Below are 23,170 nucleotides of genomic sequence, written 5' to 3'. Positions count from 1 at the left end.
GGGGTGGGCGGGTGAAGACCCTGCTCATCGACAATTACGACTCGTACACGTACAACCTGTTCCAGCTGATCGCCGAGGTCAACGGCGAGGAGCCGGTGGTCGTGCTCAACGACGCCTCGGCCGACGACATCCCGAAGTTGGGGGAATTCGACAATGTGGTGGTGTCGCCGGGACCCGGTCACCCCGCACGAGCGCGTGACTTCGGTATCGCGGCCCGGGTGATTTCCGAGGCCGAGATTCCCGTCCTGGGCGTCTGCCTGGGCCACCAGGGCATCGCCGCCGGGGAACGCGCCGATGTCGAGCCGGCCCCGTGGCCCCGCCACGGACACCTGTCCACGGTCCGGCACGACGGCCGCGACCTGTTCCGGGGCCTCCCACAGAACTTCACCGTCGTCCGCTACCACTCGCTGTCCGTGCGCGAGCCGCTGCCGCCGACCCTGGAGGCGACCGCCTGGTCCGAGGACGGCGTCCTCATGGGCCTCCGGCACCGCGAACGGCCGCTGTGGGGCGTCCAGTTCCACCCCGAGTCGATCCTCACCGACCACGGCCACCGGCTGCTGGTGAACTTCCGCAACCTCACGGCGGAGCGCACCGGCAGAACGCGCAGCAAGAACACCGCGGTGGCACCCGTCCCCGGCACGCACCATCCGGCGGCCACCGCTCTCACCGGCACGATCCCGCGCCCCCGGCGCGCCCCCGGCGCCGGGTACCGGCTGCACACCCGCCGTATCGCCGGCGCCGTCGACGCCGAGGCCGCCTTCACCCGGATGTACGCCGACGCGCCGCACGCCTTCTGGCTGGACAGCTCCCGCGTCGAGCCGGGCCTGTCGCGCTTCTCGTTCTTCGGTGACGGCAGCGGCCCCCTCGCCGAGGTCGTCCGCTACGACGTCGACAGCGGCACCTGTGCGATCGAACGGCAGGGCCGGCCCACCCGCAAGGTCCAGGCGAGCGTCTTCGACTACCTCAAGCGGCAGCTGGCCGGCCGCAAGGTCGACGCGACCGGTCTGCCCTTCGACTTCACCGGCGGCTACGTCGGCTACTTCGGCTACGAACTCAAGGCCGACACCGGCTCCGAGAACCGGCACAGCGCCGAGACCCCGGACGCGGCCTGGCTGTTCGCCGACCGGCTGATCGCCGTGGACCACCAGGAGGGCCACACCTACGCGGTCTGCCTCTCCGAGGACACCCCGGCGGCCTCCCGCGAGGCCGGCGACTGGCTCGACACCGCGCTGGCCCAGCTCACCTTCGTCGGCTCGGACGCCACGGTCCCGCTGAAGGCCGCCCCCGCGCCCTACCCGCGCGCCGCCGAACCCTGGCTGGTCCGCGACCGCGCCACCTACCTCGCCGACATCGAGGCCTGCAAGGCGGAACTGAACGCGGGCACCAGCTACGAGGTCTGTCTGACCAACGCGGCCCGTTTACCCGCGCCGTACGACCCGTACGACTTCTACCGGGTGCTGCGCCGGATCAACCCCGCCCCGTACGCCTCCTACCTCAGGTTCGGCGACCTCGACATCGCCGGCTCGTCCCCCGAGCGGTTCCTGCGGATCACCCGCGACGGCATCGCCGAGGCCAAGCCCATCAAGGGCACCGCGCCCCGGGGCGACAGCCCGGAGGAGGACGCCCGGCTCCGCGAGGAACTGGCCGCCGACGCCAAGACCCGCGCCGAGAACCTGATGATCGTCGACCTGCTCCGCAACGACCTCGGCCGCGTCTCCCGCACCGGCTCCGTGAAGGTCACCCGTCTGATGGCCACCGAGACGTACGCCACCGTGCACCAGCTCGTCTCCACGGTCGAGGGCAGGCTGCGCGAGGGCACCGACGCCGTCGACTGCGTCCGGGCCTGCTTCCCCGGCGGCTCGATGACCGGGGCGCCCAAGCTGCGCACCCTTGAGATCATCGACGCGCTGGAGACCGAGGCGCGGGGCGTGTACTCGGGCGCCCTCGGCTACCTCGGGTGCAGCGGCGGCGCCGACCTCAACATCGTCATCCGTACCGCCGTGTTCCAGGGCGGCCGTATGCATCTGGGCGCGGGCGGCGCGATCGTGCTCGACTCCGATCCCGCCGCCGAGTACGACGAGATGCTGCTGAAGACGGCCGCACTGATGCGGGCCCACCGGGACCACGCCTCCGCCCCCGCCGTCACCGAGGAGCCGACGCGATGACGATCACGACGACCTTCACCACGACGGCCCGGCCCGCCCGGCCGCCCGCCGACGCGGACGCCCCCGGCAACCTGGCGGCCCATCTCGCCGCCCTCGCCGAGCGACGCGGCTGGACCCACCGCCCGGCCTTCCACCAGGGCCACCGGGCCTACTCCCACGGCGAGATCCACGACCTCGCGGCCCGCACCGCCACCGTCCTCACCGACCACGGCGTCCGCCCCGGCGACCGCGTCCTGCTCGCCCTCCCGGACTCCGTCACCTGGGTCACCACGTTCCTCGCCCTGGCCCGCCTGGGCGCGGTCGCGGTCCTGGTCAACCCCGAACTCACCCCGCCGGAGCTGCAGTTCATGGCGGAGGACACCGAGGCGGTGCTGTGGGTGACGGGACCGGGGCTGGACACGTTCCTCCCGGCCGGCATACCCGCGCCCCGTAAGGCGCGCGGGCCTGTGACCTCCGCGGCTCCGCCGCACGGGCGCGACCAGCCACGGGCGAGCCGCACGGTGAAGACGGCCAAGCAAGCGCCGCGCCTGGGCTCCGACCAGCTGACCGCCCTGAGTGCGACAGCCGCCCCCACCACCCACGCCCACCCGGTCGACGCCCACACCCCCCTCTACATCCAGTACACCTCCGGAACCACCGGCCACCCCAAGGGAGTCGTCCACGTCCACGGCGACCCCAAGACGTACCACGACCTCATCGGCCGCCGACTGCTGCGCATCACCCCCGACGACGTCACCCTGTCCGTCTCCCGGCTGTACTTCGCCTACGGCTTCGGCAACGCCCTGGTCTTCCCGCTCTTCTCCGGCTCCTCCGCAGTCCTCGCCGACCGCCGTCCCACCCCCACGGCGGTCGACGAACTCGTCGCCCGGCACCGCGTGACCCTCCTGTACTCGGTGCCCTCCGCGTACGCCGCCCTCGTCACCGACCGGGCCGACGGCCACCGCGACTGCTTCGCCTCGGTGCGCGCGGCGGTGTCGGCCGGCGAGGGCATGCCCGCCGGACTCGGCAAGCAGGTCACCGCACTGCTCGGCGCCCCCGTCCTCGAACAGATCGGCTCCACCGAGGCCGGACACGCCTTCTGCGCCAACAGCTTCGACCACAACCACCCCGGTACGGTCGGCCGCCCCGTCCCCGGCTTCGAGGTGGAGCTCCGCGACCGCGCCGGCAAACCGGTGCCGGAGGGCGAGGCGGGCGAACTCTGGGTGCGCGGACCGACGGTGACGCCCGGCTACCTCAACCGGCCCGAGGAGACGACACGCACCCTCGTCGGCGGCTGGCTCCGCACACGGGACCGGGCCGTCCGTGAACCCGACGGCACCTACCGCCACCTCGGCCGCGCCGACGACATGGAGATGGTCGGCGGCATCACCGTCTCCCCGCTGGAGGTGGAGGCGCTGCTGCGCACCCACCCCGGCGTCCGGGACGTCGCCGTCGCCGCCGTCACCGACGAACGCGGCGCCAGCAGGCTCCGGGCCTTCGTCATCCCCGTCCCGCCCATCGCGGTGGGACTGGAGGCCGAACTGATCTGCATGGCCCGCGACCGGCTCGCCGCCTTCAAGGTCCCCCGCAGCGTCAGCTTCGTGCCCACGCTGCCCCGCACCGCGACCGGAAAGCTCCGCCGCCACCTGGTCCGCCAAGGAGCGTGGTGAGCCATGGCCGACACTCTCATCCCCGCAGAAAGGTCCGCCGCCATGCGAGACCGGCTCCCCACCGACCGGCAACCCGCCCTCGCCGGCCGCGGCTTCTACCTGGGCTCGATGTTCAGGGAGGCCGCCGAACGCCACGGCCCCGTCTTCGTCACCCTCGACCGGCCCCTCGACGTCAACCCCGACATCGGGACCGACCTCACCTACACCGCCCTCGCCGACCTCGTCGACGAACTCTCCGGGCGGCTGTGGGAGGCGGGCGTGCGCCCCTCCGAGGAGGTGGTCGTCCACAAGACCGACAACGTCGACATCGTGCTGCTGACCTGCGCGGTCTCCCGGATCGGCGCCGTCCCCGTCCTGCTCTCGCCCGGCCTCGCCGGCCCGGTGGTCGGACAGCTCCTCGAACGCCTGCACACGCCCTGGCTGATCACCGACCGGGCCAAGCTCGAAGGCCCGCTGAAGGACGTCGACCTCACCGGCCTCGTCCGGCGCACCCTCGCCGTCGACGACGCCCCGGGCGCCGAACCGCTCCAGAAGTACGCCGGCGCCCCGACCCCGGCAGCGGTCCGCCTGCACCCCCGCGACGCCTCCCTGATCACCCACAGCTCGGGCACCACCGGCCTGCCCAAGCTGGCCGTGCACTGCCCGAACACCATGTGGAACCGGCTCGTCCCGCAGAAGGCCATGGGCTGGCCCACCCGGGGCGAGACCGCCGCCCTGCACATGTCGTTCGTGCACTCGCGCTTCTACCATCTGCTGGGTGTCCTGCTGCACTTCGGCAGCCCGCTGGTCCTGATCGTCGACCCGGAACCGTCGAACGTCGGCCCGCTGCTGGCCCGCCACCGCCCCGGCATCGTCGAGACCCACCCCAACACCTTCGTCCTGTGGGAGGAGCTGGCCGACGCGCCCGGCGCGCCGCTGTCCCGCGTCCGCTCCTACGGCTCCACCTTCGACGCCATCCACCCCCGCACCGTGCAGCGGCTCCTCGGCGCCTCGCGGCGGCGCTCGCCCTGGCTCGTCCAGCTGTACGGGCAGAGCGAGACGGGCCCGGTCGCCTTCCAGTGGTTCACCCGCAGGAGCGCCGCCCGCGCCGACGGCCGCAGGGTCGGCATCGGCATCCCCGGCTTCACCCGCGTCCGCGTCGCCGACGACGCCGGACGACGGGTCGCCCCCGGTACCGCCGGCCGGATCGAGGCCCGCACCCGCGGGCGCATCCTCACCTACCTCGGCGCCCGCGAGCGCTATCTGCGCCAACTCGACGGCGGCTGGTGGCAGATGGGCGACATGGGCTACCAGAGCCGCTGGGGCGCCCTCTACCTCATCGACCGCGAGATCGACCAGATCGACTCCGTGCACAGCAACCTGGAGGTCGAGGACACCCTGATGTCCCGCCTGGAGGAACTGCGCGAGGTCGTCATCGTCCCCGGCGCCGACCGCGAACCCGTCCCCGTGGTCTGCGTACGCGGCGAACGCCCCCTGGACCTGCGGCGCTGGCACGAGGCCACGGCCGATCTGCCCACCATGGCGGAGCCCAGGCAGTGGCGGTTCGACGAACTGCCGATGACCTCCACCTGGAAGGTCAAGCGCGTCGAGGTCACCCGCATGCTCGCCGAGAGCATCCGCGCATGACGCCCCCCGTCCCCGCCGCCCCCGCTCCCGTCCTCGTCGTGGGCGCGGGGCCCGTGGGCCTCTCCGCCGCCCTCGCCCTGCGCGCCCACGACCTCCCCGTCACCCTCCTCGAAGCCGACCCCGAGGGCCGTGAACGCCCCGGCAGCCGCGCCCTGTTCGTGCACCGCGAGACCTTGCAGCTGCTGGAGGAGATCCGCCCCGGGCTCGCGGCCGAGATCGCCGCGTACGGGCGGACCTGGCACACCAGGCGCACCCTCTACCGGGGCCGCGAGGTCTACGCCCGAACCTTCCCGCCGCCCACCGGAACCCCGCCCTTCACCAGCCTCCGCCAGGTCGACACCGAGCGCTTCCTGCTCGCGGCCTGCCGGGACGCCGGGGTGGAGTTCGTGTGGGACGCCCGGATCACCGCCGTACGGACCGAGCCGGACGGGGTGACGCTCACCGGCGAGGACGGCCGGACCTGGACGGGCCCGCACGCGATCGCCGCCGACGGCGCCCGCTCGGCGGTTCGCCGCGCGCTGGGCATCCCGCTGGAGGGCACCCACGGCGAGGGCTTCCACGTCGTCGCGGACGTCGCCGACATCCCCGGCGCCGAACTGCCCCTGGAACGGGTCTTCCACTACGAACACCCGGCGCTCGGCGGCCGCAGCGTGATGCGGGTGCCGTTCACCGGCGGCTTCCAGCTGGACCTCCAGTGCCGCGACGACGACGCGACGGAGGAGTTCGGCACCCGGGAGGCCGTACGCCGCTGGCTGCCCGAGGTCGTCGGCGACGGCTACGACGAGCGGATCCTGTGGGTCTCCACCTACCGCTTCCTGCGCAAGGTCGCCGCCGACTTCACCGACCCGCACCGCAGGGTGCTGCTGGCCGGCGAGGCCGCGCACCTCTTCCCGCCGTTCGGGGCCCGCGGCATGAACAGCGGCATCGCGGACGCGGTCGCCGCGGCCCGCGCGATCGCGGACGGCACCCCCGGCGCGGTGGACTCCTTCGCCGCGGTCCGGCGCGCGGCCGGCCTGTTCAACAGCGCCGCCGCCGGCACCGCCCTGGACCATCTGCGGCCCCGGCGGCGTATCGTCCGGGTCAAGCAGCGGGCGGCGGCCGCCCTCGCCCCGATGGTGCCCCGCTGCGGCGCCTGGCTGGAGCACGCCCCCTACGGCCCCCGGCACGGCGCCCCCGCCGTCGCGGGCCGCAAGTACTGAACCGCGGCGGAAGCCCGCCGCGACCCGGAACACGGAACATGGAACCGAAAGACCGACAGGAGCACCGAGTGACACAACCCGCCGTCGCGGAAGGTCTGTTGACCTGGTCACCCGAACACGGCCTCGTCCCCGGCCAGACCGAGGGCGGACGCCTCCTCGTAGCGGACTCGTGGCTGCTGCGCGACGGACGGGTGCGCGGCTTCGACCGGCACCGCGAACGGTTCGTACGGTCCTGCGGCGAGTGCGGCGCGCCGCCCCTGGCGCGGGTCGTCGATTTCTGGCAGGACATGACCGGTGCCCTGCCGCGCACGGGGGAGTGGTTCCCGCGTGTGGAACTCGTCTCCGGATCCATGGAGCTGCGGCTGCTGCTGCGGCACGCGCCGCCGCTCATGGCCGAGATCCGGGTGTGGGCGGCGGGACAGCCCGACCCGCGCACCGTGCCCCGCCGCAAGGGGCCGGACCTGGACGCCCTGACCCGGGTGCGCAGACGGGCGGCCGGGGTGGACGCCGACGAGGCCGTCCTCATCGCGCCGTCCGGCCTGGTGCTGGAGGGCGCGAGCAACAGCCTGCTCTGGTGGGAGGACGACACCCTCTGCCTGCCGCCGCCCCGCCTGCCCCTCCTCCCCGGCGTGACCGTCGCCCTCGTCCTGGAGCACGCCGCCCGCACCGGGGTCCGGGTCGCCCACCGCGAACGCTCCCTGGCCGAGCTGGACGGCCGCGAGGTGTGGCTCGTCAACGCCCTGCACGGCATCCGCCCGGTCGCCGCCTGGACCGGCCGGCCGATGACCCCCGGCCCGGCCGTCCACGCACCGGAATGGCGACGGTGGCTTGAGGGTCTCATGCGGCCGTTGCCGGACCACTGAATTCACAGCGACATACGGGCGCGGAGAAGCGCCGGGCCGAAAGGAATTCGGCCCGGCGCTTGAAGTCGTTCGCCGAATGGTCGCGAAGAATCCCCGGGAATCATTTCCCGGGGATTTGGCGGCTACTTCGGGGCGGGCTGGTACGCCCCCGGCACCATCCGCGTGGCGATGGCGATCCGGTTGTACGCGTTGATCACGGTCGCCGCCCAGATCAGGGCCGCGACCTGCTGCTCGTCGAAGACCTCGGCCGCCTCGGCGTACACGTCGTCCGGCACCTGGCCATCGTGGACCAGCGTCACGGCCTCGGTCAACGCCAGGGCGGCGCGCTCGCGGTCGGTGAAGAACGGGGTCTCGCGCCAGGCGCTGAGCGCGTAGATCCGCTGCTCGGTCTCGCCCTGTGCGCGGGCGTCCTTGGTGTGCATGTCCAGGCAGAAGGCGCAGCCGTTGATCTGCGAGGCGCGAATTCTGATCAGTTCGAGTATTTCGGGCTCGACCTTCGCGTCCCGGGCCGCGGTAACGGCGGCGCCGTGCAGGGAGCCCATCGCCCCGGAGACTTCGGGGGTAATTTTCTTCAACGCCACGCGAGTTATGGATTCGCTGTTGCTCATGGGGGTAACTGTATCTGCGAATTCCCGGCTGTGTAACCGTTTCGTCTCGACGTGGGCTCTCCCACAACCGTCGCCGCCGGTCGCCTGTCTAGGCAGGCAGGACCTACAAAACACTCGAAAGGGAAAGGCCCGTCATGGGGGACATAGGCAGAAGAGGCGCCGTCGCGCTCACGATCACCGCACTGCTGACACCGCTCACGCTCGCGCTCGGCACCGGGCCCGCGCAGGCGGCGAGTTGTACGACGTCGACGGGCCCGTACCAGAAGCAGGTCGAGAAGTTCCTCGGCCGGACGGTCGACGGCAAGCAGTCCGCCGGCGACTGCAAGGCGATCAAGGCCTTCCAGACCAAGCACGGCATCACCCCGAACGCCGGCTACGCGGGTTCCGTCACCTGGGGCGTGATGGACCTCATGAACAAGCAGAAGGCCGTGGGCAAGAACCCCAACAAGGCCGGCAAGTGCCCGACGAACAAGGGCCGCATCGCCTGCGTGAACCTCACGCTCCAGCTGAGCTGGATCCAGGACGGCGCGAAGCTCGTCTACGGCCCCGTCCCGGTCCGCACCGGCCGCGACGGCTACGAGACCCGCACCGGCCTGAAGAAGATCTACTGGCGCAACATCGACCACGTGTCGTCGATCTACCACGTGCCCATGCCCTACGCCCAGTTCTTCGACGGCGGCCAGGCCTTCCACTCGGTCGGCGTCAGCATGTGGAACCCGCCGGGCTCCCACGGCTGCACCAACATGACCAAGACCGACGCCAAGAAGTACTGGTCGCTGCTGAAGAAGGGCGACGACGTCTTCGTGTACGGACGCAAGCCGGGCACCTGACAGGCAGCCAGGAGCCCGGCCGGGCGACGGAGGCGGAACGTCACGCCTCGGGGGCGTCCCCGAAGTCCGGGATCTCCAGCCGTACCCCACCCTGCCGCGCGGACTCGTGCGCGACGATCCCCGGCAGGGTGTAGCGGGCCGCCACCCAGGCGTTCACCGACGGCAGCGTCCGGGTGTTGACGGCGGTCACGAAGTCGTCCACCAGGAAGTGGTGGCTGCCCTCGTGCCCGTTGTGCAGATGGTCGAACTCCCGCGGCAGCCGCGACCGGTCGTGCACCGGCGCCGACCCCGAGGTGAAGGCGGCCCGCAGATCCGGCGCGATGTGCTGGAGCGAGGGATCGTCCGGGGACAGGGTGGGCTTGGGCTCCAGGAGTTCACTGATGTCCTCGACGCCCTTCTTGTCCTGCCAGAACGCCACCGTCGCCAGCTGCTCCATGCTGGCGTCCGTGCCGAAGAACCGGAAGCGCGACTCCCGTATCTGCGAGGGGTAGCCGACCCGCCGGAACTCGTTCGTACGGAACGAACCCCCGCCCGCCACCTCGAACAGCGCGGTCGCGTTGGAGAAGTCGTTGCCGAACTGGCTGACCTCCTTGTCGAACACGCCGTCACCGCGCCCGTCGACGACGCCGATCGCGGAGACGCTGACCGCGTGCGTCTGCCAGGCGCCCAGCACCCCGCCCACCGAGTGCGTCGGGTACAGCAGCGGGGGATAGCTGGCGGTGCGCTTCCAGTCCTCGCCGCCGCTGTACTGGTAGGCCTCGTAGAACCCCAGATCCATGTCGTGGACGTAGTCGCCCTCGGCGTAGAAGAGCCGCCCGAAGGCGCCCTCCGCGATCTGGTTGCGGGCGTGCACGGTCGCCGGGTTGTACTGGCTCGTCTCACCCATCATGTACGTCAGCCCGGTCGCCCGGACCGCGTCGATGATGGCCGCGATCTCGTCGGCGGTGATCGCCATGGGGACCGCGGAGTAGACGTGCTTCCCGGCGTTCAGGCCCTGGAGGACCAGCGGCCCGTGCGTCCAGCGCTGGGTGAAGATCGCGACGGCGTCGACCGCCTTCGACTCCAGCATCGCCTCGTACGACGGGAAGGTGCCGGCCAGCCCCTGGGCGGACACGAGGGCTTCGGCCCGCTCGGGCAGCAGATCGGTGACGTAGACGTCGCCGACGCCGGGGTGCGCCTGGAACAGCGTGGCGAACTGGCCGGAGAACTGGCCGGCGCCCACGATGCCGAGGGAGAACGTCATGTGTGGAAAGTCCTTCACTGGTCGAGTCATTGGTCGAGAATCAGGTTGATCTGGTCGTTGGTCTCGTCGAGGCCGCTCACCGGCGCCCCGTTGCCGTAGATGTCCTCCATCGCGGGCTGCATGAGCGCGGTGACGTCGGCCGCGTAGTTGGTGATCGGGTAGGAGAAGGTCCGGAAGTTCTTCTTGTCCGCCACGGGTTCGGTGAAGGCCGACACGTCGAGGCCCTTCTTCTCGTACGCGGCGACGGCGGCCTCGGTGCCCGCCGGGGTGGCGGGGAAGACGACCCCGTACCGGCCGACCACGCTCTGGCAGGCGTCGGAGGCCAGATAGGCCACCCATTTCCGGGCTCCCGCCTTGTTCCTGGAGGCCTTGGTGATGGAGTCGGCGAGGCCGTTCATCATGGTGGCGCGCTTGCCGGTGGGGCCGGCCGGGGTGAGGGCCGTGCCGATGTCCACGCCCTTGAAGCCGGCATAGGTGGAGATCATCCAGGCGCCGTCGAAGGTGACCGCCGCCTTGCCCGCCGCCACCTGGGTGTTGGCCTGGTTGGACTGGACGTTGTAGTCGGAGAAGGGCACCATGTAGCCCTTCTCCGCCAGGCCGAAGTACCACTTGATCACGGACTGGAAGTCCGCGCTGTCGTACCGGTACTTCGTGCCCCAGCGCGCCTTGTCCGTGTAACTCCACCCGGCCGACCCGGTGAAGGGGCTCCACTGGGTCTGTCCGTCGGCGTAGCCGCCGCCGTTGCTCGCCAGGCCGTAGACCTTGACGTCGTTCCTGTCGAAGCCGGGTTCGTCGCCCCGCCTGCCCTTGCCGTCGACGGTGAGGTGGGCGACGGCCTTCTCGAAGGTGCCGCCGTCCTCGGGGTTCCAGGACAGGCCGTTCAGCTCGTCGGCGGTGAGGCCCGCGTCCTTCGCCAGCTTCTTGTTGTAGAAGAGCGCGACGGTGTCCCAGTCCTTCGGGGAGCCGTAGCGGTGGCCGTCCTGGCCGATCCAGTTGGCGGCCAGGCCCGGCTGGTAGTCGGAGTCCTCGATGCCCAGGTCGTCGAGCGGCTCCAGCACCTCCAGGTCGGCGAACTGGCCGAACTTCTGGATGTGGTCGGTGAACACGTCCGGCTGGGTGCCCGCGATGAACCCGGCGGTGAGCTTGGTCCAGTAGTCGCTCCACCCCAACTGGCTGATCCTCACCTTCAGTCCGGGGTTCTCCTTCTCGAACCCCTCGGCGCAGGCCTGGTAGGCGGGCAGCTGGTTGGCGTCCCACAGCCAGTACGTCACCGTGTTCGAGGACGCCCCGGTGCCGTCGCCCTGGGCGCAGCCGGTCACCAGGGACAGCGTCAGCGCCCCGGCCCATGCGGTCAGCGTACGAAGTCGCATCGTCGTTCCCTCACTTGATCCCGGTGAAGCCGATGGAGCTGACGATGCGGCGGGCGGAGGCGGCGAAGAGCACCAGCATCGGCAGTGCGGCGATCAGCGTCGCCGCCGTGAGCCCCGACCAGTCCACGCCGGTCGCCGGGGTCTGCGCCCGGAAGATCGCCAGCGCCACCGTCAGCACCCGCGAGCCGTCGCTGTAACTGACCATCAGCGGCCAGAAGTAGTCGTTCCAGGAGGTGATGTAGGTCAGCACGGCCAGGGTGAGGATCGGGGTGGACGCCATCGGCAGGATCACCCGGAAGAAGATCCTGACCTTCCCGGCCCCGTCGAGCAGCGCCGCCTCCTCGACCTCGTGGGGGATGTTGAGGAAGAACTGCCGCAGGAAGAAGACCGCGAACGGGGTCATGAACAGGCTGGGCAGCGCGATGCCCCACAGGCTGTCCACCAGGTGGAGTTGCTTGATGAGCACGAAGTTCGGCAGCAGCGTGAAGATGGTCGGCACCATCAGCCCGGCCAGGAACAGCCCGAACACCTGGTCACGGCCCCGCCAGCGCAGCCGTGCGAAGGCGTAGGCGGCCATGGCGGAGAAGAGGATCTGACAGCCGGTGATCAGCGTCGACACGATCACCGAGTTGAGCAGGTACCGCCAGAAGTCGAGTCCGCCGCCCGCTCCGCCCTGGGCGATCGCCTCCTCGGCGGACTGGAGGCCGAGGGCCCGCTCGAAGCCGCTGGTGGTGAGATCGACGGGAAACGGGTTCGCGGGGTCCGCGTTCAGCCCGGCGTTGGTGGAGAGCGCCGTGCGCAGGATCCAGTAGAAGGGCAGCAGGGTGATGAGCACGATCAGGCCCATCACGGTCCAGGCGGCGGCCCGTCCGACGGAGGGCCGGCGCTTCGTCGGACGTACGTCCGGCCGTGTCGCCGGGGGCGCGGCGGGTGTCGCCGGTGGGGTCATGGTGGCCATGCGGGTGTCTCCCTTCCGTCAGCCGAGGTCGCTCTGTCCGGCCCGGGTGAGCCGGTACTGCAGGACGGTGATGGCGCTGAGCACCACCAGCAGGGCGACGGACATCGCCGAGGCGTAGCCGAACTGGAAGCGGCCGAAGGCGGAGCCGTAGATGTAGTACTGCAGGACGTTCGTGGCGTTCGCGGGGCCGCCCGCCGTGGTCACCGCCACGGTGTCGAACACCTGGAACGAGCCGATCACGGTCATGATCAGCACCACCGCCAGCACCGGCCGCAGCAGCGGCATGGTGACCCGCCAGAACATCCGCCACTCGCTCGCGCCGTCCACGCGGGCCGCCTCGTACACGTCGTTCGGGATCGCCTGGAGCCCGGCGAACAGCAGCAGCGCGGTGTAGCCGACGTGCCGCCACACGTTGATCAGGGCGATGGTGGGGATCGCCCAGGTCTCGTCGGCGAGGAAGGGAATGCGGTCCGCGCCGAGCGCGCCGATGATCTCGTTGCCGATGCCCAGCTGGGTGTCGAGGATCCACAGCCAGACCAGGCCCGCCACCACGTTCGACATCAGATACGGCGTGAGCACGATGCCGCGCAGCAGCGCCGACTGGGTCAGCCGCTGGAGCAGTACGGCGATGGCGAGCGCGGCGACCGTCTGCACGCCGATGTTGAGGATCACGTACTCGACCGTGACGGCCAGCGAGTCCCAGAAGATCGGGTCGTTGACCATCCGGACGTAGTTGTCCAGGCCCACCCACTCCGCGGGGGTGAGCAGGTTGAAGCGGGTGAAGCTCAGGTAGATGCCGCGCAGGGTCGGCCAGAGCAGGAAGACCAGGAAGCCGAGCATCGCCGGGGCGATGAAGACGGCGGCCAGGAGACCGTCGCCCCGCCTGCGGATCGGTGGACTGCTGGAGGCGATGGTCATCGGTGCTCCCTCATCGGCGGCGTTGCCTCTGACTCAGGCCACTTACTTTCGTTGCGGAAGAATTAGCGCGTCAAGGGGTGAGGGGGAATCTTTTGAAGTGGGGGTTGGAGGGCTCGGGGCGGGTTTGTTGTTTCCGTGACGAAAGAAACAAGGTGTGGGAGTCTGACCCTCATGACCGCACTCGCTGCCAGTTGGCTGCCGCTCAGTCCCGGAGAACGCGCGGTGGCGATCGAGGTGCTCGTGCACGGCCCGCTCTCGCGCACGGAGCTCGCCCGGCGCCTCGGCCTGTCCGCCGGGAGCCTCACCCGGCTGACCAAACCGCTGATCGAGTCGGGGCTGCTGGTCGAGACCGCCGAGGGGACCGCGCTCCCCGAGGTCCGGCAGGGGCGCCCCTCGCAGCCGCTGGACATCGTCGCCGAGTCCCGTACCTTCGTCGGCTTCAAGATCACCGACGACATGGTCTACGCCGTGGTCACCACGCTCCGGAGCGAGATCGTCACCCGTCACGACCGCCCGCTGTCCACGCACGAGCCGGAACGGGTCGCCGACCTGCTCGCCGAGATGACCGCCGAACTCGCCGGCACGCACCCGTCATTGGCCGGCATCGGCATCGGGGTCGGCGGACTCGTCCGGCGTCGCGCGGTGGTCGGGGAGTCGCCCTTCCTGTCCTGGCGCGACGTCCCGTTGGCCGAACTCGTCGAGGAGCGCACCGGGCTGCCCGTGGTCGTCGAGAACGACGTCGCCGCGCTCGTCGAGGCCGAGACCTGGTTCGGCGCGGGCCGCGGCCTCGACCGGTTCGTCGTCCTCACCATCGGGGCGGGCGTCGGCTACGGGCTGGTCCTGGGCGGCAGGCGCGTGCCCCACGCGGAGGAGGACCGGGGGTTCGGCCGCCACTGGATCATCGACCCCGCCGGGCCGCTCACCCCCGACGGCGAGCGCGGCAGCGCCGTCTCGCTGCTGAGCATCCCCAGCATCCGGTACCAGGTGCGGGCCGCGACCGGGCGTGAGGTGACCTACGAGGAGATCCTGGCCGGTGCGGCCGAGGGGCAGCCGATGTGCGCGCGGGTCGTCGGCGAGGCCGGGCGGGCGCTGGGGATCCTGGTGGCGCAGATCGCGAACTTCGTGATGCCGCAGAAGATCCTGCTCGCGGGGGAGGGGGTCGGGCTGATGGCGGTGGCGGGGGAGACCGTGCGTGAGACGGCCCGCGCCCACCGGCATCCGCTGGCCGGGCCCGTGCCGCTGGAGACGAAGGTGTCCGACTTCCACGACTGGGCGCGGGGGGCGGCCGTGCTGGCCATTCAGGTCCTCGTGCTCGGAACGATCGAGCCGTAAACGCAGAGTGATCAGCTTCACGGTCCGTAATGTCGGAAGTGGGACCTTTACTCACGTCGGCTTCACGTTCGAGGACATATGGTTTACACCATGTCCACTACCCCTGATGTCGTCCTGGAAAGAGCGGAAGGACCGGCGCGAACGGCAGCCGAGGTCAACGAGGAGATCCGGGCGCTCTGGTTCCGGAGCGGCGGCACGTTGAACAGGGAGCAGCGGAGCGAGTACGAGCGTCTTGTCCTGGAGTGGGCGGCGCGCTCCGCTGAGTGAGCCGGCGCGGCATCTCGGCCGCCGGGTCCGGTGGGCGGCCGACCGCGGGCCCGACGTGGCTGGTCGCGCAGTTCGCCGCACCCCTTCGGGCGCGCCCGAAGCGGCGCGCCCTGAGACCCGGTCCGGATCTAGCCCTAGCTCCAGCTCTGTGAGTACTGGCGGCGGTACGCCTGGCGGTCCTGTTCGGTGCGGATGAAGCGGGTGGCTGCGAGCGCGACCATGCTGCCGGCGATCACCAGCAGACCGGGGCCGACGTTGCGGGGATCGGCGAGGCGGTCCAGCAGGTCGGAGGCGGCCTCGATGCCCTCGACGGATTCCACGGCACCCGGCTCGGCGGAGCCCGGGGCGGCGGCACCCTGGGCGTCGTCGTCGGAACCGTCGGCCGAGGCGGTCGGCCGGGCGGCGGACTGCGGCAGACCGGTCAGCTGGACGCCGAGTTCGTCGAGGGCGTCGGACAGCGGCTGGAAGAACGTCGTACCGCCCTCCTGGCAGTCGCCGTTGCCGCCCGAGGTCACGCCGAGCGCGACCCCCTCCGAGAACAGCGGGCCCCCACTGTCGCCCGGCTCGGCGCAGACCGTGGTCTCGATGAGACCGGAGACCGTGCCCTCGGGGTAGTTGACCGTGGCGTCGAGGCCGGTCACCTCGCCGTTGCGGAAGCCGCTGGTGCTGCCGCTGCGGAAGACCCGCTGGCCGACCGCCGCGTCACCGACGGAGGTGATGCGCACCCCGCGGCCGTCGCCGACGGAGACGACGTTGGTCTTGTTGCTCGGCGCGTCCTGGAGGTACTGGACGAGCGAGTAGTCGGCGCCGGGGAAGTTGGTCTCGGTCGTCCGGCCGATCTCCTGCCGGCCCTGGTCGTCCGAGAACCACACGGAACCCTCGGGCCCGCAGTGCCCGGCGGTCAGCATGAAGTCGTTCTCGCCGTCGGTCACGTTGAAGCCGATGGAGCAGCGCCCGCCGGTACCGAAGATCGGCTGCGCGCCGTTGAGGCGCATCGTGTACGCGCCCTCGGTGCGCTCCATCCGCACGGAACCGCCGATCTCCTCGGCGAGGTCGGTCAGGCCCGCCCAGTCCTTCTTGGAGACCGTGCTGTCGGCGCGCACCACCACCTCGTTGGAGGCGGGGTCGATCGCCCAGGAGGTGCCCGGCACCCGGGGGGCCGAACGCAGCGCCTTCGTGGCGGACTTCAGGTCGTCGCCGCTGTACTCGACCATCTTGGGGCGGGCGCCCGCCCGCTCGACCTCGTCGGCGGCCTTCTCGTCGGTGACGGCGACGACCGGACTGCCGTCCTCGGCGATCCAGGTGCCCGCCGTCCGCTCCGGGCCGAGTTCGGTCAGCAGACCGTTCCCGGTGCCGGACGCGGCGAGCACCGCGCTCGGGGTCGCGGGCGGGGTGACGGCGGGTTCGGTCGCCATCGCCGCCTGCGTGACCATCAAGGCCCCGCAGATCACTCCGCCGGCGGCCGTCAGCCGCGCCACCCGCTTCACGACTCGTCGTCGTGCGTGCCTCATTGCCTGGCTCCCGAACCCCGTCCGACACGGTGTCAACACCGCCAGGGCGTCCGGTCCTTGAGCGCCCTCCTTTCATACGTGCGGCGGTCGGCACATGTTCACCAGTCCGCGTCGACGTATCCCAACGTCCGGTTCATGGCGATCGCGCGGCTGTTGGCCGGATGGTGGACCGTACGCACGAGGCTCACCCCGCAGATCCCGGCGAACCCGATGCCGAAGGTCTTCATGGCCACCGAGATGCCCCTTCCCCGGTGGCCGGCCCGCACCCCGGTCATCTCGTTGAACACGAATCCGGAACCACGCCGGTCCGAGGTGGCCGCCATACCGATCCACCGGTCGCCGTCCAGAGCCAGCACGACACCACGCGGATCGTAGGAGGGCACCTCGAAGCGGAGCCGGTGGTACTCGTCGTACGGGAAGAAGGCGCCGCGCTCGGGGATGTCGGCCGAGCACTCCTTGTTGAGGTCGTACAACGCCCGGCGGTGCTCCGGGGTGTCGCCGAGTTCGGAGAGCGTGGTCAGCCGGATGCCGGAGGTCCGGCACTTGTCGACATACGGCTGGAAACGTGCCAGGTCGAAGTGGGTGACGTCCAGTTGGAGCCGGACCGGGCCGGTCGTCATCAGCGCTTGCCTCCCACTCCGCAGAACATGGCCACTTCCGCCGGCTCGCCGCCGTCGTCGGTCGGGTCCGGGCGCCAGCGCGTGCACGAGACGACGCCCGGTTCGAGGAGGTCCAGTCCGTCGAAGAAGCGGGCCACCGTCTCGGGGGTGCGCTGGTGCAGGCGCGGGGTGCCGTGCTCGTTCCACCAGGCCGCCGCGATGTCCACGTCGGGCCACTGCGGGCTGGTGACGGTGTGCGACAGCATCAGATGGCTGCCGGCGGGCAGGGCGGCCATCAGGCGGCGCACGATGCCGCGCGGGTCCTCGTCGTCGGTGACGAAGGCCAGCACGTCGAGCAGCATCAGCGCGACCGGCCGGGTCAGGTCCAGGGTCCGCGCGGCGTGTTCGAGGATCGAGTCGACATTGCGCACGTCCTCGTCGACATGGTCCGTACGGCCCTCGGGCGCGCTCGTCAGCAGGGCCCGCGCGTGCACCAGGACCAGCGGGTCGTTGTCGACGTAGACGATCCGCGCGTCCGGGAGGATGCGCTGGGCGACCTCGTGGGTGTTCTCCGCCGTCGGCAGTCCGGCGCCGATGTCCAGGAACTGGCGGATCCCCACCTCGGCGGCCAGATGGCGCACCGCCCGGCGCAGGAACTGCCGGTCCGCGCGGGCGTAGTCGTGGATGCTCGGGTGCAGACGGCGGATCTCGTCCCCGGCCCTGCGGTCGACCTCGTAGTAGTCCCTGCCGCCGAGCCAGTAGTTCCAGATCCGTGCCGCGCTCGGCCGCGTGGTGACGATGCGACGGTTCAGCGACGAGGAGGGGAAGTCCGAGGCTGCCGGGTTGTCCGTCACGGCATCAACTCCTGGATCTACGGCGAAGGTGCTTGCATCCAACGGGCAATGTAGACCCGCGGGTTGGTGTTTGCCGACAGTTCGGCGATCTTCACAGCGCCCGCGGGCGGGCTCCCGTGCGGCACCTCGCCGAACAACGTTCGTCGAGACCTCTCTACTAATCAGTAACTCTTCGGTAGTCTCCCCGCCACTGATGGACATGACCATGACGAACGCGGCGGAGGTTCCCGTGACCTCGCCGCTTTGACATGCGCAGACAGGCGAAGGCCTGCGAGGGAAGGGAACGAACATGACAGCAAGCGGTGTGGGACGCCGCGTCACCACGGTCGCCGCGGTGGCCGTACTGGGTCTGGGTGCTTCGATGACCGCGGCCGTTCCGGCCGCCGCCGCCCCGAGCGCGGCCGTGACCGCCGCGGCCGCGGAGGTGGACTACGCGACCTGGCAGAAGGACGTGAAGGCCGTCGTCGACACGGCCACGCCCTACATTCAGCAGCGCACCGCCAACTCCTCGGGGCAGAAGCTCGCCATCGTCTTCGACATCGACAACACGACACTGGAGACGCACTACACGCCCTGGTACCAGCTGCCGACGCCGGCCCTGAAGCCCTCCCTGGCGCTGGCCAAGTACGCCAAGTCCCGTGGGGTCGCCGTCTTCTTCGTCACCGCCCGCCCCGGCATCATCGAGTCCCTCACCGAGTGGAACCTCGAGAACGTCGGCTACCCCGTCGACGGCCTCTACGTGCGCGACCTGCCCGACCTGTTCGCCGAGGTCGCCGCCTACAAGACCGCCTCGCGCGCCGACATCGAGTCCGACGGCTACACGATCATCGCCAACGTCGGCAACAACACCACCGACCTCGTCGGCGGCCACGCCGAGCGCACCTACAAGCTGCCCGACTACGACGGCCTGCTGGACTGACGCCGCTCCACCGTTCGTTCCTGGCGCACGGCCGCCACGCGTTCCGCGGGCGGCCGTGCGCCTAGACTCCGGGCATGGCCGACGAAACCACGCTCGACGCCCTCGGCGCGGGCAAGTACCTGCTGGTGACCACCTATCGCAAGAACGGCACCACCGTGCCGACCCCGGTGTGGGTGGTGCGGGACGGGGACGCGCTCGGCATCTGGACCGTCGCCGACTCCTGGAAGGTCAAGCGCATCCGGAACCGCGCCGACGTCCTCGTCGGCCCCTGCGACGTGCGCGGCAACCCCACCGGCGACTCCGTCCCCGCCCGCGCGGAGATCCTCGACGCGGCCGGATCCGCCGCCTACCGTCGGCTGATCGCCCGCAAGTACGGCGTCCTCGGCCGCCTCACCCTCCTCGGCAGCCGACTGCGCCGGGGCGCCGACGGCACGATCGGCATCCGCATCACCCTCACGCAGAACTGACTCACGCCCCGTCGCCCGCGTGCCCGGTGCGCCACGCCCACGCCGCGATCTCCACCCGGTTCCGGGCGGCGAGCTTGAGCTGGATGCTGCCGAGGTGGGTCTTGACCGTGGAGAGGGACACGAACATCGAGGCGGCGATCTCCGCGTTGGTGTGCCCCAGCGCGACCAGCCGTACGACGTCGAGCTCCCGGTCGGTCAACGCCTCCTGGGGGCGCGGGACTTCGGGGGCGGGCGCGGGGGCGTCCCGTTCCGCCGTCACGTGCTTGAGGAGCCGGACCGTCACCGACGGAGACACCAGCGAGTCGCCCACCGCCGCCGCCCGTACGGCCTCGGCCAGCAGGGTCGGCCCCGAGTCCTTCAGCAGGAAGCCGCAGGCTCCGCCGCGCAGCGCCCCGTAGACGTACTCGTCGAGGTCGAACGTGGTCACCACGACCACCCGCAGCGGATCGGCCACACCCGGACCCGCCAGCAGCCGGGTGGCCTCCAGCCCGTCCAGCTTCGGCATCCGGATGTCCAGCAGACACACGTCGGGCCGCACCTCACGGGCCAGCCGCACCGCCGTCTCGCCGTCGGAGGCCTCCGCCACCACGGTGATGTCGGGCTGCGCGTCGAGGAAGAAGCGGAAGCCGGTGCGGACCATGTCCTGGTCGTCGGCGATCAGGACCCGGATCGGGCTGCGGTCGTTCATGAGCGCATCATGCCTGACGGGGACGGGGACGGGGACGGGGACGGGGACGGGGACGGAGACGGAGAGGGAGGCGGCGAGAGGGAGACGGCAGCGGCGGGGGCGGAGGGAGGCGGGCGGCCGACGGGGCGTCAGTCGGCTTCCTGGGCCCGCTCCGCCGTCACCTTCCGCAGCAGCGGCCGGCTCCCGGCGAGCGCCGCGAACATGGTGGCCGTCCCGAGGGCCACGCAGAGGGCGAGCCGCACGGCCCCGGATGAGTCCGGCTGTAGATGGAACGCCTCGTTCACCTTGATTCCGGCGTAGATCCCGGTCGCCGTCGTCCCACCGGCGAGCACGACCAGAGGCAGCGCGGTCTCCCGGATCCGCGCCCGGTCCAGGACCTTCAGCGGCGTACCGGCCAGCCGCAGCAGCGCGTACACCCGGCGCCGGTCCAGGACCGTGGCCGCCGCGGTGAGTCCGGCGGAGGCGGCGGCGACCAGGAAGCCCAGGGCCAGGACCGCGAGCCCCATCTCGCCGATGAGCCGGGTCGTCGTGTCACCCTCGGCGTTGACATGGTCCTGGGTCACCGGCAGGTTCCCGGGGGAGAGGGAGGACAGCGCGGTCGACGCGGTGTCCAGCTGCTCCTGACCGCCGCGCACCCGGGCCACGACGCCCTCCTCGCCGATCAGGATCCCGTCGTAGGTGTCGGCGCGGACCGTCTCCACCCGCGCCTTCACACCCGCTTCGGTGAGCAACTCCCCCGCTTGTACGGCCAGTTGGTCCGCCTCTCCGTGCTCCGCGCGTACGGCGACCTGCCCCCGGTGGTCGTAGCCCACGAGGCCGATCTGTCCGACGGTGAAGAACCCGGCGACCAGACCCGCGAGGACCAGACCGCTGACCGTGCGCCAGGCGCCGCGCGGATCGTCGCTGAGCCGGCGCGCGGCCAGCAGCGTCGCGGGACGGCGCGCGACGCGGCTCAGCAGCCTGCCCAGCATGTCGACGACCCAGGGGCCGAGGGTCCAGAACGCCCCGTACACCAGGACGATCAGCGCGATCGTCTGGCTCGTGCTCATCCCGCTGTCCGCGGTGCCCACCACGTACATCCCGACGGCGACGAACAGCACCAGCCGGATCAGCCTCGTCCGGCGCGGATCGGCCTGCTGGGCCACCCCCAGCGGGGAACGCGCCACCCCGCGCAGCGTCGTCATCGCGCTGACCGAGGTGAGTACGGCCACGAGCGCCACCACCGCCAGGAGCCAGGACACACCGACCCACAACTGACCGGCGTACCAGGTCCCGATGCCGTACGGCACTCGCGCGAGGACCGGCACCAGCAGGGTGTACCCGACCGCGCCGAGGGAACCGCCGGCCAGGCCCACCGCCGCCGACTCCACACCCGTCATCGTCAGGATCTGCCGGGGCGTCGCGCCGGCCAGCCGTAGGGCGGCGAGCCGCTGTTCGCGCCGGGCGGCACCGAGGCGTCCGGCGGCCGAGGCCAGCACGATCACCGGGACGACGAGGAGGGCGCCGCCGAGCACCGCGGCCTGCTGGTCGAAGGCGGTGAACAGGCTGGGCCTGGTACCGCCGAAGCCGTCCACGCGGGCGCGGGCGGTGAGGAGGTCCAGGCCGCTGCCCTCGGCGGCCCGGGTGATCGCGGGGTCGGTGGGCGTGTGGCCGACGACGGCCACGAGTTCCTCGGGGGAGGCGAGGCCGGCGTCGCCGATCGTGCCGTAGCCGGACTCGGTCGGGAAGCGGTCGGCGAGACGCGTCGGCGGCAGCTCGCGCATCAGCTCCGCCAGGGCCGGGGACAGATAGGTGCGCCCCGGTGCGGGGAAGCGGTCCAGGCCGGGCGGGGCAGGGGTCGCGGCCCGGTTCGGCAGCTGGGCCAGGGAGACGACGGTGACCGGCCGGTGGTCGACGTACGTCGTCCCCAGCGTCTGCACGGCGGTCGCCCGCTTCGCCGGCACCGCGTCGGGCGTACGCCAGGCCGTGCGGTCGGACCGGACGCCGGAGCCCAGGTAGGCGGCGAGGAGGGTCAGCAGCACGAGGGCGCCGGCGGCCGCCGCGGCGGCGGACAGGAGGTGGCTCTGCAGGCCGCGCCTCCCGGAGGAACGGGCCAGGTGCCAGGTCAGGGGCAGGACGGGGGAGCGCATTCTTCGTCTCCGGGGGCTCGGGGTGCGAGGGGGCGAGGCTTCGGGGGGCGGGGGGCGGGGGCCGAGGGGCCGAGGGGCCTGGGGGCCTGGAGGCGTGGGGCCGGGGGATTCAGGGGGGACGGGGCGAGGGTTCGGGTCGCCGGAGAGCTCGGTCGGAGCGGTTCGAGGGCGAGTGCGGGTTGTTCGTGGCTTGTCGCGCCCACGCGGCGGAGCCGCAGATCGGCACAGCCCCGCGCCCCTTCAGGGCGCTCACGCGCCCACCCCGCGGCGGCCTACACGACCGTGTACTGGCTGTGGCCGGCGATCCGGCCGTCCCTCACCTGCACCACGCGGTCGCAGTGGGCGGCCACCTCGGCGTCGTGGGTGACCATGACGAGGGCCGCCCCCTGGTCGCGGGTGACCGAGGTGAGCAGGCGGACGACCTCCTCGCCGGTGGCCTGGTCGAGGGCGCCCGTGGGTTCGTCGGCGAAGACGACGTCGGGCTCCACGGCGAGCGCGCGGGCGATGGCGACGCGCTGGGCCTGGCCGCCGGAGAGCTGGCCGGGGCGGCGGTGTTCCAGGCCCGCGAGGCCGAGCGGGGCGAACCAGCGGCGGGCCTGCTTGACGGCCTTGCGCCGAGGCACGCCTTCCAGCATCAGCGGGAGCGCGACGTTCTCCTCGGCCGGCAGCTCGGGCAGCAGCTGGCCGAACTGGAAGACGAACCCGAACCGCTTGCGGCGCAGTGCGCTCAGCTTGTTCTCGCCCCAGTGGTCGATGCGTTCGCCGCGCAGCAGCACCTGCCCGTCGTCGGGGCGGATGATGCCGGCCAGGGTGTGCAGGAGGGTCGACTTGCCGGAGCCGGACGGGCCCATGATGGCGAGGGACTCCCGCTCGGCGACCGCCACGTCCACGCCGGCCAGGGCGGTGGTGGGGCCGTACTTCTTGACGAGGCCGTTGCCGGCCAGGACGGTGCTCATGACGGTGACGGTTCCTTTC

The 23,170-nt window shown here is 71.5% G+C and carries 21 protein-coding genes; 10 read left to right on the top strand and 11 right to left on the bottom strand.

Features of this window, described 5'->3' with window-relative positions; all coding sequences use genetic code 11:
- Positions 1-11: 11 nt before the first annotated feature.
- The 5 genes from pabB to HW837_RS14535 all read left to right on the top strand — a co-directional run bounded on the left by pabB (position 12) and on the right by HW837_RS14535 (position 7,502).
- Positions 12-2,165, top strand: a complete 2,154-nt coding sequence (pabB, locus tag HW837_RS14555; RefSeq protein WP_045560120.1) for an aminodeoxychorismate synthase component I — start codon at positions 12-14, stop codon at positions 2,163-2,165.
- Positions 2,162-3,814 (top strand): benzoate-CoA ligase family protein, encoded by a 1,653-nt coding sequence (locus HW837_RS14550; protein ID WP_193379604.1) that lies wholly within the window; start codon positions 2,162-2,164, stop codon positions 3,812-3,814. Before pabB ends, HW837_RS14550 begins: the two co-directional genes overlap by 4 nt.
- Before the next feature lie 3 nt (positions 3,815-3,817).
- A complete protein-coding gene (locus tag HW837_RS14545; protein WP_093790554.1) occupies positions 3,818-5,440 on the top strand; it encodes a class I adenylate-forming enzyme family protein in 1,623 nt (540 codons plus the stop codon).
- Complete coding sequence (locus tag HW837_RS14540; RefSeq protein WP_045560122.1) at positions 5,437-6,639, top strand: FAD-dependent monooxygenase; 1,203 nt, start codon at positions 5,437-5,439, stop codon at positions 6,637-6,639. Before HW837_RS14545 ends, HW837_RS14540 begins: the two co-directional genes overlap by 4 nt.
- 68 nt (positions 6,640-6,707) lie before the next feature.
- The gene (locus tag HW837_RS14535; RefSeq protein ID WP_093790555.1) at positions 6,708-7,502 is read left to right on the top strand and encodes an aminotransferase class IV; all 795 of its coding nucleotides are present in this window, start codon (positions 6,708-6,710) and stop codon (positions 7,500-7,502) included.
- Positions 7,503-7,624: 122 nt separating this feature from the next.
- Here the strand turns inward: HW837_RS14535 and HW837_RS14530 are convergent, their stop codons facing one another.
- The gene (locus HW837_RS14530) at positions 7,625-8,110 is read right to left on the bottom strand and encodes a carboxymuconolactone decarboxylase family protein (protein ID WP_045560124.1); all 486 of its coding nucleotides are present in this window, start codon (positions 8,108-8,110) and stop codon (positions 7,625-7,627) included.
- A 134-nt stretch (positions 8,111-8,244) separates the two neighbouring features.
- On the opposite strand from HW837_RS14530, the gene HW837_RS14525 reads away from it, so the two are divergent.
- A complete protein-coding gene (locus HW837_RS14525) occupies positions 8,245-8,940 on the top strand; it encodes a L,D-transpeptidase family protein (protein WP_045560125.1) in 696 nt (231 codons plus the stop codon).
- Positions 8,941-8,980: 40 nt separating this feature from the next.
- On the opposite strand, the gene HW837_RS14520 is transcribed toward HW837_RS14525, so the two are convergent.
- From HW837_RS14520 to HW837_RS14505, 4 genes are read right to left on the bottom strand one after another with little or no spacing between them, the layout of a single operon-like run.
- On the bottom strand, positions 8,981-10,183 hold the full coding sequence (locus tag HW837_RS14520; RefSeq protein ID WP_045560126.1) for a Gfo/Idh/MocA family protein: 1,203 nt from the start codon (positions 10,181-10,183) through the stop codon (positions 8,981-8,983).
- Positions 10,184-10,209: 26 nt separating this feature from the next.
- Positions 10,210-11,553, bottom strand: a complete 1,344-nt coding sequence (locus HW837_RS14515; RefSeq protein WP_193379605.1) for an ABC transporter substrate-binding protein — start codon at positions 11,551-11,553, stop codon at positions 10,210-10,212.
- Between the two features lie 10 nt (positions 11,554-11,563).
- Positions 11,564-12,511, bottom strand: coding sequence for a carbohydrate ABC transporter permease (locus HW837_RS14510; protein ID WP_045560128.1), 948 nt, complete (start codon positions 12,509-12,511; stop codon positions 11,564-11,566).
- 18 nt (positions 12,512-12,529) lie between these two features.
- Complete coding sequence (locus HW837_RS14505) at positions 12,530-13,429, bottom strand: carbohydrate ABC transporter permease (protein WP_093790556.1); 900 nt, start codon at positions 13,427-13,429, stop codon at positions 12,530-12,532.
- A 171-nt stretch (positions 13,430-13,600) separates the two neighbouring features.
- Here HW837_RS14505 and HW837_RS14500 point away from each other — a divergent pair, with 171 nt between their 5' ends.
- Entirely contained in the window at positions 13,601-14,761 is a 1,161-nt protein-coding gene (locus HW837_RS14500) for an ROK family transcriptional regulator (protein WP_193379606.1), read from the top strand.
- A gap of 78 nt (positions 14,762-14,839) precedes the next feature.
- Complete coding sequence (locus tag HW837_RS14495; protein ID WP_045560131.1) at positions 14,840-15,028, top strand: hypothetical protein; 189 nt, start codon at positions 14,840-14,842, stop codon at positions 15,026-15,028.
- Between the two features lie 134 nt (positions 15,029-15,162).
- On the opposite strand, the gene HW837_RS14490 is transcribed toward HW837_RS14495, so the two are convergent.
- The 3 genes from HW837_RS14490 to HW837_RS14480 all read right to left on the bottom strand — a co-directional run bounded on the left by HW837_RS14490 (position 15,163) and on the right by HW837_RS14480 (position 17,992).
- Positions 15,163-16,539: a S1 family peptidase gene (locus HW837_RS14490; RefSeq protein WP_045560132.1), complete on the bottom strand. Its 1,377-nt coding sequence runs from the start codon at positions 16,537-16,539 to the stop codon at positions 15,163-15,165.
- 98 nt (positions 16,540-16,637) lie between these two features.
- Entirely contained in the window at positions 16,638-17,159 is a 522-nt protein-coding gene (locus HW837_RS14485; protein WP_177261965.1) for a GNAT family N-acetyltransferase, read from the bottom strand.
- The gene (locus HW837_RS14480; protein WP_045560133.1) at positions 17,159-17,992 is read right to left on the bottom strand and encodes an SAM-dependent methyltransferase; all 834 of its coding nucleotides are present in this window, start codon (positions 17,990-17,992) and stop codon (positions 17,159-17,161) included. The genes HW837_RS14485 and HW837_RS14480 overlap by 1 nt, the downstream gene beginning before the upstream one ends.
- Before the next feature lie 289 nt (positions 17,993-18,281).
- Between HW837_RS14480 and HW837_RS14475 the strand changes: the two genes are divergently transcribed.
- Both HW837_RS14475 and HW837_RS14470 read left to right on the top strand, forming a co-directional pair.
- Positions 18,282-18,911: an HAD family acid phosphatase gene (locus HW837_RS14475; protein WP_045560134.1), complete on the top strand. Its 630-nt coding sequence runs from the start codon at positions 18,282-18,284 to the stop codon at positions 18,909-18,911.
- Positions 18,912-18,985: 74 nt separating this feature from the next.
- On the top strand, positions 18,986-19,378 hold the full coding sequence (locus tag HW837_RS14470) for a PPOX class F420-dependent oxidoreductase (RefSeq protein WP_045560135.1): 393 nt from the start codon (positions 18,986-18,988) through the stop codon (positions 19,376-19,378).
- Position 19,379: 1 nt separating this feature from the next.
- Here the strand turns inward: HW837_RS14470 and HW837_RS14465 are convergent, their stop codons facing one another.
- The 3 genes from HW837_RS14465 to HW837_RS14455 form a co-directional block, all read right to left on the bottom strand.
- Positions 19,380-20,066 carry a response regulator gene (locus tag HW837_RS14465; protein WP_045560136.1) on the bottom strand — a complete coding sequence of 229 codons (687 nt, stop codon included), beginning with the start codon at positions 20,064-20,066 and terminating at the stop codon, positions 19,380-19,382.
- Positions 20,067-20,194: 128 nt separating this feature from the next.
- The gene (locus HW837_RS14460; protein WP_193379607.1) at positions 20,195-22,195 is read right to left on the bottom strand and encodes an FtsX-like permease family protein; all 2,001 of its coding nucleotides are present in this window, start codon (positions 22,193-22,195) and stop codon (positions 20,195-20,197) included.
- Positions 22,196-22,467: 272 nt separating this feature from the next.
- A complete protein-coding gene (locus HW837_RS14455) occupies positions 22,468-23,151 on the bottom strand; it encodes an ABC transporter ATP-binding protein (protein WP_045560138.1) in 684 nt (227 codons plus the stop codon).
- Positions 23,152-23,170 lie beyond the last annotated feature (19 nt).

The organism is Streptomyces caniscabiei, from assembly GCF_014930365.1.
In the GTDB taxonomy this organism is placed as follows: Bacteria; Actinomycetota; Actinomycetes; order Streptomycetales; family Streptomycetaceae; genus Streptomyces; species Streptomyces caniscabiei.
The sequence above is the reverse complement of the archived record's forward strand: the minus strand, read 5'-3'. Positions and strand labels throughout refer to the sequence as shown.